Genomic DNA, 13788 nt, shown 5'->3' with positions numbered 1-13788 from the left:
TCGCGGCGGCCCGCGGAACCGGGCCGGAGTGCGGGCATGCCGAGCCTAGGCGAGGCACCGAGTGGTGGGGCAAAGACCTTTTGGTTACTTTTGGCTGGGCCGGCATTCCGGGCGTTTGCCAAAAGTGACCCGCTGTAAGAGCGGAACCATAAGCGGCCGTTACCGCAGCAACGGATATGTACCCAATCAGCTGCCCATATCCCCCGCCCAACCCTCCTACGCAACTATTGGTTACAAGTTGGTGATAACCTCACCGTTCCCCCCACCCAGACCCGTCTCCCCGATGCCCAGTGAACCCGCGCTGCTGTTACGTCACCACCGCCCTTTCATCGCGTTCTGGCTGGCGCGGATCTTCACCGCCAGCGGTTTCCAGATGCTCACCGTGGCCATCGGCTGGAACCTCTACCAACTGACCGGCAACGTGCTGGACCTGGGCTTGGTCGGCCTGGTGGAGTTCGTACCGCGGGTGCTGTTCATGCTGCACACCGGCCATGTGGCCGACCGCTATGAACGGCGCAAGGTCGCAGCCATCTGCCAGACCGTTCAAGCGTTGATCGCGCTATCCCTGGCAATCGGCGGACTGACCGGCAATGTCACCCGCGAGATGATTTTTATCCTGGCATTCCTGCTGGGCGCAGCCCGCTCGTTTGAAATGCCCACCACCCAGGCCCTGCTGCCGAGCATCGTGCCCACTGCACTGTTTCCCCGCGCCGTGGCGTCGTCGCAGTCGGCGCAGCAATTGGCCACCATCGTGGCGCCGGCGCTGGGCGGTCTGCTGTACGCCTTTGGCAGTGTCTGGGTCTACGGCCCCACGGTGGTGCTGTACCTGATCGCCTGCGTGCTGACCCTCAACCTGCCCGCGCGCCAGACGCCGCTGAACAAGGCCAAGGCGACCATGGATTCGTTGCTGGCCGGGATTCGTTTTATCCGCAGTCGGCCGGACATCCTCGGCGCGATTTCCCTGGACCTGTTCGCCGTATTGCTGGGCGGCGCCACGGCCTTGCTGCCGGTGTTCGCCAAGGACATTTTGCTGACCGGGCCGTGGGGCCTTGGGCTGCTGCGCTCGGCGCCAGCGGTCGGGGCGTTGTTGATGTCGTTGTGGCTGGCGCGGTTTGCCGTCGACCGGCATGTGGGGCGGATCATGTTTACGGCAGTCGGGGTGTTTGGCGTAGCCACCATCGCGTTCGGCCTGTCGACCTCGTTCTGGTTCTCCCTGGCGGTGCTGGTGGTATTGGGCGCAGCGGACATGATCAGCATGGTGATCCGCGCCTCGTTCGTGCAACTGGAAACCCCGGACGAAATGCGCGGCCGGGTCAGCGCGGTCAACGGGCTGTTTATCGGCGCGTCGAATCAGCTGGGCGAGTTCGAGTCCGGGATCACCGCCCACTGGTTCGGCACCGTGCCCGCCGTGGTAATGGGCGGCATCGGCACGCTGGTGGTGACCGGGGTCTGGATCAAACTGTTCCCGACCCTGGCCAACCGCGACCGCATGCATGTGCCGGTGGAAGAGCCCGCCAAGGTTTAGAAGACCTTGTCGAGGGTGACGGGAAAGTCCCGCACCCGCTTGCCGGTGGCGTGATACACCGCGTTGGCCACCGCCGCCGCCACCCCGACTATCCCGATCTCGCCGACGCCCTTGGAACCAAGGGCGTTGACGATCTCGTCGTGTTCTTCGACAAACAGCACATCAATCTCGCCGATATCCGCGTTTACCGGAATGTGGTATTCGGCCAGGCTGTGGTTCATGGAGCGACCCAATGCGTGATCGACCTGGGTCTCCTCATGCAACGCCATGCCGATGCCCCAGACCACCCCGCCGAGAATCTGGCTACGGGCCATCTTCGGATTGACCACCCGCCCGGCCGCAATCGCACTGACCACCCGGCTGACCTTGATGGTGCCCAGGTCCTCATCCACCCGCACTTCGACAAACACCGCTGAATGCGTGGCAGAGGCATAGCCTTCGCGCTGTTTGCCCGGCTCGCAATCCACCTGCACTTCCAGCGCCTGCTCGCCGCTGTCTTGCACCAATTGCGCCAGGGAGATGCGCTGGTCACCGGCGTGCAGCTGGCCATTCTCAAACCGCGCCGACTCAGCGTCTTTGAACGCCGGGTACGTCTTGCGTGCAATGTCCAACAGCTTGGCGTTCAACGCTTCACAGGCCTGTTGCACCGCACTGCCCACCGACGACACGGTAAACGAGCCGCCCTGCAATGGCGCTGTCGGCAGCGATGAATCCCCCAGCAGGAACGTCACATCGCCTACCGGCACGCCGCTGGCCTGGGCGGCGATCTGCGCCATGACCGTGTAGGTGCCGGTGCCGATATCGGTGGTGGCGCTGCTGACCGTGAGCTTGCCCAGATGGTCGATCCGCGCCTTGGCGCTGGCTTTCATTTGCAGGGCCTCCCACACCCCGCCGGCCATGCCCCAACCGATCAGTTGGCGACCATCGCGCATGCTTCGCGGCTCCGGGTTGCGCTGGCTCCAGCCAAAACGCTCGGCACCTTCGCTGTAGCATTCGCGCAACGCTTTGCTGGACCAGGGCTTGTCTTCGTTCTGATTGCGCTCGGCATAGTTGATCAGCCGCAATTGCACCGGGTCGATGCCCAGGGCGCAGGCCAGTTCATCCATGGCGCATTCCAGGCCGATCACCCCCAGCGCTGCGCCGGGAGCGCGCATGTCCAGCGGTGTGAACACGTCCAGCGGCACCAGCTTGTAGGTCAGCAGCACGTTATCGCAGTGATAAAGCATGCCGCTCCATTCCACCACGTGTTCGCTGAAGTCCTCGAAGCGCGAGGTCTGGCCGATGGCGGTGTGGCCCAGGGCAAGCAAGCGGCCATTGGCGGCAGCACCCAGTTGCAGGCGCTGCAAGGTGCGCGGGCGATAACCGAAGGTGAACATCTGCTGGCGCGTGAGGGTGACGCGCACCGAACGCTTCAGGGCCAGCGATGCCATCACTGCCAGCGGCAACTGGTACTGCGGGCGCAGACCGGAACCAAAGGCGCCGCCGACGAACGCGGCGAAGATCCGCACCTGGCTTTTATCCAGGCCGAAGACTTTCTGCACATAGGCCTGGCAGTTCTGCGGGCCCTGGGTCTTGTCGTGGATATGCAGGGTGCCGTCCGGCTGATACAGCACGGTGCTGGCGTGGGGTTCCATGGGGTTATGGTGTTCGATGGGCGTGCTGTAGTGCAGATCCAGGCTCGTGGCGGCGCCGGTCCATTCGGCCTGGAAGTTGCCGCGCGGCTTGGGCGGTGTTTGCGGCGACGGGTGCGCCTGCTCCTGCAAGGCCAGCAGATCGGTCTCGGCAGGCTCGGCGGCGTATTCGATCTGCACCAGGGAACCGGCGTGGCGCGCCAGCTCCAGGTTGTCGGCAATCACCAATGCCAACGGCTGGCCGCTGTAGAGCACGCGGTCGTTGTACAGCGGGCGAAACGGCGAGCCGTCGGCAGCATCGGCATCGGCGTAGCTGTCGTCGTAGCTGGCCAGTTTCGGGCGGTTGAGGTGATCAAGCACCATCACCACACCGGGCAGCGCCAGGGCTTGGGACGCATCAATGCGGATGACCCGGCCCTTGGCGATGTTGCTCGACACCACGCTGCCGTGCAGCAAGCCATCCTCGGGAAACTCACCGGCATAGCGCGCTTGCCCGGTGACCTTGAGCAGACCGTCGACCCGGTCCAACGGTTTGCCGATTGCGCTCATGACGTGGCTCCTGCAACAGCGGCATCGCTCAGGGCGCGAATGATCGCGCGGCGTGCCAGTTTGATCTTGAAGCCGTTGTGCTCCAGCGGCTCGGCGTCCAGCAGCAGGGTTTCGGCGGCAGTGCTGAAGGTTTCGCGGCTGACGGACTGGCCGATCAGCGCGGCTTCCACCGCGCGATCACGCCATGGCTTGTGAGCGACGCCGCCCAGGGCCAGGCGGGCGTCGACGATCACATCGCCATCCAGCTCAAGCGCCACCGCGACGGATATCAGGGCGAAGGCGTAGGAAGCCCGGTCACGGATTTTCAGATAGTGACTGTGGGCAGCCAGGTGGTCGGCAGGCAACTCGATGGCGGTGATCAGTTCGTCGTCGGCCAACTGGTTATCCCGCTGGGGTGCATCGCCCGGCAGCCGGTGAAAGTCGGCGAACTCGATGACCCGCGCACCACCCCGGCCCTGCACATGCACCCGCGCATCCAGGGCGGCCAGGGCCACGCACATGTCCGAAGGATGGGTGGCGACGCACTGGTCGCTGGCGCCGAGGATCGCGTGGATGCGGTTCAAACCGACCCGCGCCGGGCAGCCACTGCCGGGCTCGCGTTTATTGCAGGGCACGGCGGCGTCATAGAAGTAGTAGCAACGGGTGCGTTGCAGCAGGTTGCCGCCGGTACTGGCCATATTGCGCAATTGCGGCGAGGCGCCGGCGAGGATGGCCTGGGACAGCAGCGGGTAACGTTCCTCGATCAGCGGGTGCCAGGCCAGGTCGGCGTTGCTCACCAGGGCACCGATCATCAAGCCGCCCTCTGGAGTTTCTTTCACGTCGCGAAGTGGCAGCCCGGTGATATCAATCAGGTGCTCCGGGCGGCTGATGTTCTCTTTCATCAGGTCCAGCAGGTTGGTGCCACCGGCGATAAACCGCGACGCCGGGCTGACCAGGTGCACCGCCTCCTGCACGTCGGCCGGCTTGCTGTAATGGAAGGGATTCATTGCTCACCTCCCTGCACGCGGCACGCCGGCAAGGCTTCTTCGATGGCATCGCGGATGTTGTTGTAGGCGCCGCAGCGGCACAGGTTGCCGCTCATCAGTTCCTGGATTTGCGCGGTGTCGTGGGCGCGGCCTTCACGGGCCAGGCCCACCGCCGAGCAGATTTGCCCCGGCGTGCAGTAGCCGCACTGGAAGGCATCGTGCTTGATAAAGGCCTGCTGCATCGGGTGCAGGTCTTCGCCCGAGGCCAGGCCTTCGATGGTGGTCAACTCGGCACCGTCGCACATCACCGCCAGGGTCAGGCAGGCGTTCACCCGTTTACCGTTGAGCAACACGGTGCAGGCGCCGCACTGGCCGTGGTCGCAGCCCTTCTTGGTGCCCGTCAGGTCCAGTTGCTCGCGCAGCAGGTCCAGCAGGGTGGTCCAGGGCAATACATCCAGTTGGATGGGGTCCCGATTGAGGGTCAGGCGTATCGGATGACTGACGAACGGCTTGGCCGCCGCGCCATTGGGGGTTGCGCTCATAAACACCTCACGGATTGGTGTGCAATCGCGGCGTTCAGAAAAGTCGCCGTCTTAGCGGTCCGACTTCCGGAGTTTATGAGCGTTCAAGGCAATTGATGGGTGGCGATCAGCGAATGCCGAGGGTGGTGACCAACTGGTTGCGCGGTGGGTTGATCGAGGTGTTGCTGTACTGGAACGTGCCGCCGGCTTCGACATTATCCAGCTGGAACGTATAGATGTAGCCCATCAACGTTCCCGCGCCGCTGCATGGCTGGCTGATGGAACCCACCTGGCAGACGGCGGTGGTGCTGATACGGGGCACCGACGCGCCGTCGAAAAATGCCTGTGGGCTGTTGCCCAGGCCGACTTCCATCACGTACACCAGGGTTTGCCCGCGGTGCGTGCACATCTGGGTGCTGTCGGCCCGCTCGGGAATGGTTTCAGTGCACTTGGCCGACTGAACCTTGAATACCCGCACCTCGCTCAACGCCGGTGCAGGCGCGCCCCACGCCGGTGCCGCACCGAGCCACAGGCCGATGCAACCGAACAGAGCTAGACTCCAGGCGCTGGCTTTTTTCATGCTGTCGATGACCCTGTAATAAACGTCGGCGCAGTATGCCTCAAGGCCATGATCAAGCCTATGCGCCACTGGCCCTCGGCTGCTGGTATGATGCGCCGCTTTTTCCGATCCTCTCTGGAACCACAGGCGCTTGGCGCAGTTTGTGCTTTGACTTAGAGGTCAACAAATAACGACGCAAAATAGCGTCACAGGGAGCAGGCATGCTGGAAAAGCTGTTTCAACTCAAGGCACACAACACGAATGTGCGCACCGAGATTCTCGCGGGCGTCACCACCTTCCTGGCCATGGCCTACATCCTGTTCGTCAACCCGAGCATTCTCGGCGAGACCGGCATGGACAAGGGCGCGGTCTTTGTTGCGACCTGCCTGGCGGCGGCCATCGGTTCCACCGTGATGGGCCTGATCGCCAACTACCCGATTGCCCTGGCACCGGGCATGGGCCTCAACGCATTCTTCACCTACACCGTGGTCCTGCACATGGGCCACACCTGGCAAGTGGCGCTGGGCGCGGTGTTCATCTCGGCGGTGCTGTTCTTCCTGCTGTCGATCTTCCGCATCCGTGAATGGATCATCAACAGCATCCCGCTGCCCCTGCGCTCGGCGATTGCGGCGGGTATCGGCCTGTTCCTGGCGCTGATCGCCTTGCACAACGCCGGCATCGTGGTCAGCAACCCGGCCACCATGGTGGGCCTGGGCGACCTGAAACAACCCGCGCCGATCCTCGCCACCCTCGGCTTCGCGCTGATCGTTGCGCTGGAAGCCCTGAAAGTGCGCGGCGCGGTATTGATCGGCATCCTGGTGGTGACCATCGCCTCCATCGTGCTGGGCTTCACCCCGTTCGGCGGCGTGATGTCGATGCCACCTTCGCTGGCCCCGACCTTCCTGCAACTGGACATCAAGGGCGCCCTGGACATCGGCCTGGTGAGCGTGATTTTCGCGTTCCTGTTCGTCGACCTGTTCGACAACTCAGGCACCCTGATCGGCGTCGCCAAGCGCGCGGGTCTCATGGGCAAGGACGGCCACATGCCGAAAATGGGCCGTGCGCTGATCGCTGACAGTACGGCGGCCATGGCCGGCTCGCTGCTGGGCACCTCGACCACCACCAGCTACATCGAATCGGCGGCGGGCGTGAGCGCCGGTGGCCGTACCGGTTTGACCGCCGTCGTGGTCGCGATCCTGTTCCTGCTGGCGCTGTTCTTCTCGCCACTGGCGGCCAGCGTTCCGGCCTTCGCCACCGCACCGGCGCTGCTGTTCGTCGCCGTGCTGATGACCTCGGGCCTGGCCGAAATCGACTGGGACGACATCACCGTCGCCGCACCGGTGGTGATCACCGCCCTGGCGATGCCATTCACTTATTCCATCGCCAACGGCATTGCCTTCGGTTTCATCGCCTGGACCGCCATCAAGCTGCTTTCGGGCCGCTACCGTGAGCTGAACCCGGCGCTGGTGATCCTGTCGATTCTGTTTGTGATCAAGCTGGGCTGGTTCAACGCATGACTTTTGACGCCGCAAGCTACACCGTTCAACTGGAAGAAAAGGTCACGCGCCTGCGTGACCTGCTGGCGCCGTTCGACGCGCCAGAGCCTCAGGTTTTCGACTCGCCGTTGCAGAACTTCCGCCTGCGGGCGGAGTTCCGCCTGTGGCGCGAAGAGGGTCAGCGCCACTACGCAATGTTCTCCCAGGACGACAAGCGCACGCCGATCCTCATTGAAGAGTTTCCGATTGCCAGCCTGCGCATCAACCAGTTGATGCCGCAACTCAAGGCCGCCTGGCAAGCCAGCGCCGCCCTGAGCCACAAGCTGTTCCAGGTGGAGTTCCTCACCACTCTGGCCGGCGACGCGATGATCACCCTGTGCTATCACCGCCCGCTGGACGAGCATTGGCATACGGCGGCGAACAAGCTGGCGGCAGACCTGAACGTCAGCATCATCGGGCGTTCCAAGGGCAAGCGCGATGTGATCGGCCGCGATTACGTGGTCGAGAAACTCGACGTTGGCGGTCGCACCTTCAGCTATCGCCAGCCTGAAGGCGCGTTCACCCAGCCCAACGGCACGGTGAACCAGAAGATGCTCAACTGGGCGTACGAAGCGCTCGGCGACCGCAGTGACGATTTGCTGGAGCTGTATTGCGGCAACGGCAACTTCACCCTGCCCCTGGCCACTCGCGTGCGCAAAGTGCTGGCCACCGAGATCAGCAAGACTTCGGTGAACGCGGCGCTGAACAACCTCGATGAAAACGCGGTGGATAACGTCACCCTGGTGCGTTTGTCTGCCGAAGAGCTGACCGAGGCCTTGAATGAAGTGCGGCCGTTCCGTCGCCTGCACGGCATCGACCTCAAGAGCTACGAGTTTGGCAGCGTGTTCGTCGACCCGCCGCGTGCCGGCATGGACCCGGACACCTGCGAGCTGACCCGGCGCTTCGAAAACATCCTGTACATCTCCTGCAACCCGGAGACGTTGGCGGCGAACATTGCGCAACTGCATGACACGCACCGGATTACCCAGTGCGCGATGTTTGACCAGTTCCCGTGGACGCACCACATGGAATCGGGTGTGTTGCTGACCCGGCGTTAAATCCCCAGCACTGCAAAAATCAAAATGTGGGAGCCGTCGAGCTTTAGCGAGGCCGCGATGGCGGTGGGTCAGACAGAAAAATGTCATCAGCCCCGCCGCCATCGCAGCCTCGCCAAGGCTCGACAGCTCCCACAGTGGATCGGTGTGTTAGCCGATATAGCCATCATGCCGATGGCTGGAAATATCCCGCCAACGCCCGCAGATCCTGCTCGTTCAGCAACCCTGCAAAATACTTCAGTTGTATCCGCGCCAGCAGATACGCATGCCGCGCATCCGCCAGGTCACGGCGGGCCGTGAACAGTTGCTGCTCGGCATCCAGCACATCGAGGTTGACGCGCTCGCCACCGGTCACGCTTTTCTTCGTCGCCGTCACCAGGGCGGTGGCCGAGCTGACCGCCATTTCATACGCCCGCACTTTGGCCGCGCCGCTGGTGTTGAGGTTGAATTGCTTGCGCAGTTCGATCAGCGTCCTGGCGGTCTGCGCGTCCAGTTCATATTGGGCCTGGGACAGTTGATTGGCGGCCTGACGGGTTGACGCCGACACCGAGCCACCGGCGAACAGCGGCAGGCTGACCTGGATGCCGACGCTGTTGGTGTCGTACTTCTGGTTGTAGCTGCTTTCCGAATCCGAGCTGGTCTGGCGGCTGCTCGCATACAGGCTGACCTTGGGCATGTGCCCGGCGCGCTTGCGCTCCACTTCGTATTCGGCGACGTCCAGCGCGTGGTGCTGGGATTTGAGCTCCGGGTTGTTGGCCATCGCCATTTCCCGCCAGGTCTCGAAACGGTTGGGCTCCAGCGGCGGGATCTCGAACTGGCGAGTCAGCGGCGCCAACTCGTCTATCTGCAACGGCTGGCCCACAATCGCTTCCAGCTCGCGCAAGGCTGCGTCCTGGGTGTCCAGGGATTCGATCTCTTCGGCCTGGGCCAGGCTCAGGCGTGCCTGGGTTTCCAGCACATCGGTGCGGGTGCCCTCGCCGCCCTTGAGCAGCCGTTCATTGAGTTGCAGGCGCTCGGCATACGCGCGTTTCTGGGCGCGGCTCAGCTCGATCCGCTCCTGGGCCAGCAATGCCTGGCTGTAGGCGCTCAACACCCGCACGGCCAGTTCCTGGCTCTTGCTGCGAAAGCGTTCATCGGCAAACAGCGCCTGCGCTGCACCCTGGCGATAGCGCGCATAGGCTTCGTAATCGAGCAGCGGTTGTTGCAGGGTCAGGGTCGAGGCATAGCTGCGGTAATCGCGGTCGCTGGTGACGTTGCCCACCGCCGTCGACTGGGTGACTTCGGACTCATTGCGCGAGTTGTTGTAGCTCCAGGACAGGTTCGGCAACAGCCCGGCGCGGCCGATGATGCGGTTTTCCTCGCCGGCCTCGCGCTCCTGGATTGCCGCCTGAAACGTCGGATCGTTGCGCAGGGCCAAGTCATAGGCGTCGAGCAATCCCAGCGCCTGAACCGATCCACTGCAGGCACAACACAGACCGAATAACAGCGCCTTCATTCTTCCACCAACGCCATGTGAGTCCGATCCATCAAGGGTTTGAACAGGTAGTTGAGCATCGAGCGCTCACCGGTTTTGACGAACGCTTCCACCGGCATGCCCGGGCGAATCTGCAAGCCGTCGAGCTGGCGCATGCCAGCTGCACTGACCTGGGCGCGCAAGGTGTAATACGGCTCATCGGTGCGCTCGTCGACCTGGCGGTCGGCCGACACCAGCGTCACTTCACCGGCAATGCGTGGGGTGGTGCTCTGGTTGAACGCCGAGAACAGCAACTCCACCGGCAAGCCCGGGTGCACCTTGTCGACCATCTGCACCGGCACCCGCGCTTCCACCAGCAGTGGTTCGCCCTGGGGCACGATGTCCATCAGCGCCTGGCCGGGCTTGATCACGCCGCCTTCGGTGTACACCTCCAGCCCCACCACCACGCCAGTCGCCGGCGCGCGCACCAGGCTGTTGGCCAGTTCGAATTCGGCCGAGGCCAACCGGTTGCGCAAGTCGTCGCTGCGGGTGCGGGTTTCGGCCAGTTGGCCGCGCAGGTCTTTCTGGAAGTCTTCGCCGAGCTGGCGGATGCGCAGGCGCAGTTCGAGGACTTGCCGTTGCAACTGGCCGATGCGGCCGAAATCCTCGGCAATCGCACCGTCGAGCTGGGCATACAGCCGTTCATTTTCCAGCAGCCGATTGCGCGGAATGTAGCCGTCCCGCGCCAGCTCGCGCAGGCCTTGCAGTTGTTCATTCATCGCGGTGCGTTGCAACACTTTGCTGGCCTGGGATTCCCGGGTGCCGCGCAATTGTGCCTCGGCCCCGGCGATGGTTTCCCGCAGGCCTTGCTGCTCCGTGGCCAGGGCCTGGGCGCGACTGCTGAACAGTTGCCGTTGCAGGCTCAAGGTGGCGGCGGCCTCAGGCTCGTTCAGCAGTTCGGGGCCGAAGACGATGGCCGACAAGCCTTCGCTCTCGGCACTCAAGCGCGCTTCGCTGGCCCGGGACGCAATGAACTGGCTGCGCAAAGACTGCATCTGCCCGCGCAACGGGGTTTCCTTCAGGCGGATCAATACCTGGCCGGCGCTTACCACCTCGCCATCGCGCACCTCGATCCGCTCGACGATACCGCCCGCGGGGTGCTGCACCGTCTTGCGGTGCCCCGACACCATGACCTTGCCGGACACCGCCACGCCCTTGTCCAACGGTGCCAGCGCGGCCCAGCCAAGGAACCCGGCAAACCCGCCGAGCACCAGCAACCAGCCCAGGCGCGCGTATTTTTTATCGTCCAGCGCCAGCACGTTGTTCACCGGCGGCACGCTGTTGTCCGTCACAAGCACAGGTCGGCTCATGCTTTTTTTCCTTCACCGAGGCGGTAGCTCATGCTCATCGCCGACACCGATTTGGGCGGCGCGGCCGCCGGTTTCTGCGTGGCCTCCAGCACCCGCGCCGTGGGCCCGAACGCCTGCAACTGGCCGTCCCGCAGAATCAGTAATTGGTCCGTCAACGCCAGCACAGGGGTCTTGTGGGTGATCAGCACCAGCGTGCGACGCTGCGCCTTGAGCAAGGTGATGGCATGGAGCAAGGCCTGCTCGCCGGCCTCATCGAGATTGGAATTGGGCTCATCCAGTACGATCAGCGCAGGCACGCCGTACAGCGCTCGCGCCAGCGCGACACGTTGCTTCTGCCCGCCGGACAACCCGGCACCGCCCTCCCCCAGTTGGGTGTCGTAGCCTTGGGGCAACTGCAGGATCAGTTGATGCACGCCGGCCATTTGCGCGGCAGCGAGCACCTTGTCCGAATCCACGGTGTCGAAACGCGCGATGTTGTCGGCAATGCTGCCGGCGAACAGCTGGATGTCCTGGGGCAGATACCCAATGTGCGGGCCGAGTTGCTGCTTGTCCCATTGCGCCAGGTCCGCGCCGTCGAGCCGCACCTTGCCGGCCAAGGGCGCCCAGGCCCCCACCAGCAACCGCGCCAGGGTCGACTTGCCGCAACCGGAAGGCCCGATCACGCCCAGCACGTCACCGGCAGGCAGGCTGAACCCGAGGTTGGCCAATGCAGGCCGACGACTGCCAGGCGCACACGCGCTTACCTGCTCGACCGTCAACTGGCCGCTGGGCGCCGGCAAGCTCATGCGCTCGGTGCGCGCCGGGTTGGCCGCCAGCATCAGGGTCAAACGGTCATAGGCCAGGCGCGCCGAACTCCACTGTTTCCACACGCCGATCAGTTGGTCGATAGGGCTCAGTACCCGCCCCATCAGGATCGAGCCGGCGATCATCATGCCCGGCGTAATCGCCCCCTGCACCGCCAGCAATGCACCCAGACCGAGGACCAATGACTGCAACGCCAGGCGTACGCCCTTGGACCAGGCACTGATGGCAGCGGTCTTTTCACTGGCCAGGTTCTGCGCCGCCAGAAACGCCTGGTGCTGGGCAAACCAGCGCGCACGCAGGGTTGCCAGCATGCCCATGGCTTCGATGGCTTCGGCATTGCGCAGGTTGGCCGTGGCCTGCTGGCTGGCGCTGATCGACAGCTGATTGGCCTGAGTCAACGGTGCCTGGCAGATGTGCTGGTTGGCCCACGCCAGCGCCATCAGCATCAGCGCACCGGCCAGCGCCAGGACGCCGAGCCAGGGGTGGAACAGGAAGATCACCAGCAAGTACACCGGAAACCACGGCGCATCAAAAAATGCGAACAGCGCCTGGCCGGTGGCGAACTGGCGCAAGGTCGTCAGGTCGCTCAACGCCTGCCCAGCCGCCTGGGTACCGCCCTTGAGTTGCGCCTCGAACGCGGCGTCGTACACCCGCTGGTTCAGGCGCATGTCCATCTGTGTGCCAAGACGGATCACCACCTGGCTGCGCACCCACTCCAGCGCGCCCATCAAGCCGAACAAGCCAAGGATCATCAGCGTCAGCATCAACAGGGTCATCGAGTTGCCGGAGGCCAGCACCCGGTCGTAGACCTGCAACATGTACAGCGCCGGGGCCAGCATCAACAGGTTGATCACTGCCGAAAACAGGCCAATGTTGAGGAAGCCACTTTTATAGGCCGTGAGAGCGGCCAGGGTTTCGTTGCCGGCATGGCGCATCGAGGGAGTCTCATGGGGGAAATCGGGAAGCGCCGCCCGCGTTTGACACGCCGCGCGCCGCTGCGCAGAATTTGTCACCGCCGTCGCCCTGGCCTTCGAAACTCACGGCGACGACGGGGTTTACGCAGCGAATGGGAGAGTGATCTTCCATTCGCTTTTTTCATTGCGCAGCCACATCAGGCAGCGAGTGCCCAGTCCTGTGCAACGTCCTGCACGCCTACCAGGGCGACGTCGGTGGTGGTTGCCGTAGCGTGTGCTGCCAGGCCGGCCGAGATCTCGTCGAAGGTGTTGGCGGTGGACAGGCCGAAGTCGTCCAGCAGGTTGTTGAGCACGGTTTCCAGTGCCGAGGTGTTGCCTTGCATCAGGCTGTAGATCACGTTCTGAACGTCGTTGCCGACGCGGCCTGCACCTTGTGCCGCGCTCAAGTCAAGGCCGTTGAAAGCCACTTTGAACGCATCGAGGGTGAAGTCGCTGCCATTGCCGCCGCCCAGGCCGGTGCCCAGTTGAACGTTATCCAGGTTGCCCCACAGGTAGTGGTTTTCGTTGTGGCTGGCTGGCAGCGCCGGGTTGAATACGTAGTGCAGGCCGTTGCTGGTGTTGCTGTCGGCAATGAAGGCGTAGTCGGAATTGTTGGCGCCGTGGGTCGAATACTGGTCGCCGCTCAGGGAGCCGTTGCTGAAGCCGCCGGTGTTGCTGCTGCCGTGACCCGCAGTGTTGAACCCCAGTGCCCAGTCGGTCAGGTAGTCCGAGACGGAGTAAGCACCGAGCGCAGCTTCGTAACTAACAGAAATAGTCATCACTTAACCTCGTTATAAACAACACGATTGATCAGCACGCTCATACAGCGCACTTTTTGCCCACCCTTGGGCAAAACCGTTGGTTGATA

Annotated in this window: 11 protein-coding genes; 3 read left to right on the top strand and 8 right to left on the bottom strand. The window is 63.6% G+C overall.

The window, feature by feature from the left end; translation table 11 throughout:
- The first annotated feature begins 283 nt into the window (after positions 1-283).
- Positions 284-1525 (top strand): MFS transporter, encoded by a 1242-nt coding sequence (locus HX821_RS15155; protein WP_063026986.1) that lies wholly within the window; start codon positions 284-286, stop codon positions 1523-1525.
- Here the strand turns inward: HX821_RS15155 and HX821_RS15150 are convergent.
- From HX821_RS15150 to HX821_RS15135, 4 genes are all read right to left on the bottom strand, one after another.
- Positions 1522-3705 (bottom strand): xanthine dehydrogenase family protein molybdopterin-binding subunit, encoded by a 2184-nt coding sequence (locus HX821_RS15150; protein WP_087693544.1) that lies wholly within the window; start codon positions 3703-3705, stop codon positions 1522-1524. The genes HX821_RS15155 and HX821_RS15150 overlap by 4 nt on opposite strands.
- Entirely contained in the window at positions 3702-4691 is a 990-nt protein-coding gene (locus HX821_RS15145; RefSeq protein WP_177035972.1) for a xanthine dehydrogenase family protein subunit M, read from the bottom strand. The genes HX821_RS15150 and HX821_RS15145 overlap by 4 nt, the downstream gene beginning before the upstream one ends.
- Positions 4688-5212: a (2Fe-2S)-binding protein gene (locus HX821_RS15140; RefSeq protein ID WP_256344191.1), complete on the bottom strand. Its 525-nt coding sequence runs from the start codon at positions 5210-5212 to the stop codon at positions 4688-4690. Before HX821_RS15140 ends, HX821_RS15145 begins: the two co-directional genes overlap by 4 nt.
- Positions 5213-5318: 106 nt before the next feature.
- On the bottom strand, positions 5319-5771 hold the full coding sequence (locus tag HX821_RS15135) for a DUF4879 domain-containing protein (protein WP_177020966.1): 453 nt from the start codon (positions 5769-5771) through the stop codon (positions 5319-5321).
- Between the two features lie 200 nt (positions 5772-5971).
- Here HX821_RS15135 and HX821_RS15130 point away from each other — a divergent pair, with 200 nt between their 5' ends.
- Together HX821_RS15130 and trmA are read left to right on the top strand one after the other, a co-directional pair.
- Positions 5972-7267, top strand: coding sequence for an NCS2 family permease (locus HX821_RS15130; RefSeq protein ID WP_003215557.1), 1296 nt, complete (start codon positions 5972-5974; stop codon positions 7265-7267).
- Positions 7264-8343, top strand: a complete 1080-nt coding sequence (gene trmA, locus HX821_RS15125; protein ID WP_177035971.1) for a tRNA (uridine(54)-C5)-methyltransferase TrmA — start codon at positions 7264-7266, stop codon at positions 8341-8343. Before HX821_RS15130 ends, trmA begins: the two co-directional genes overlap by 4 nt.
- Before the next feature lie 163 nt (positions 8344-8506).
- On the opposite strand, the gene HX821_RS15120 is transcribed toward trmA, so the two are convergent.
- The 4 genes from HX821_RS15120 to HX821_RS15105 all read right to left on the bottom strand — a co-directional run bounded on the left by HX821_RS15120 (position 8507) and on the right by HX821_RS15105 (position 13699).
- Complete coding sequence (locus HX821_RS15120) at positions 8507-9835, bottom strand: TolC family outer membrane protein (RefSeq protein ID WP_177020964.1); 1329 nt, start codon at positions 9833-9835, stop codon at positions 8507-8509.
- The gene (locus HX821_RS15115) at positions 9832-11163 is read right to left on the bottom strand and encodes an HlyD family type I secretion periplasmic adaptor subunit (protein ID WP_177035970.1); all 1332 of its coding nucleotides are present in this window, start codon (positions 11161-11163) and stop codon (positions 9832-9834) included. Before HX821_RS15115 ends, HX821_RS15120 begins: the two co-directional genes overlap by 4 nt.
- Entirely contained in the window at positions 11160-12902 is a 1743-nt protein-coding gene (locus HX821_RS15110) for a type I secretion system permease/ATPase (protein ID WP_177035969.1), read from the bottom strand. Before HX821_RS15110 ends, HX821_RS15115 begins: the two co-directional genes overlap by 4 nt.
- Positions 12903-13078: 176 nt before the next feature.
- On the bottom strand, positions 13079-13699 hold the full coding sequence (locus HX821_RS15105; protein WP_003215551.1) for a heme acquisition protein HasA: 621 nt from the start codon (positions 13697-13699) through the stop codon (positions 13079-13081).
- Positions 13700-13788: the final 89 nt, after the last annotated feature.

It is taken from the genome of Pseudomonas sp. B6001 (assembly GCF_013386015.1).
In the GTDB taxonomy this organism is placed as follows: domain Bacteria; phylum Pseudomonadota; class Gammaproteobacteria; order Pseudomonadales; family Pseudomonadaceae; genus Aquipseudomonas.
The sequence above is the reverse complement of the archived record's forward strand: the minus strand, read 5'-3'. Positions and strand labels throughout refer to the sequence as shown.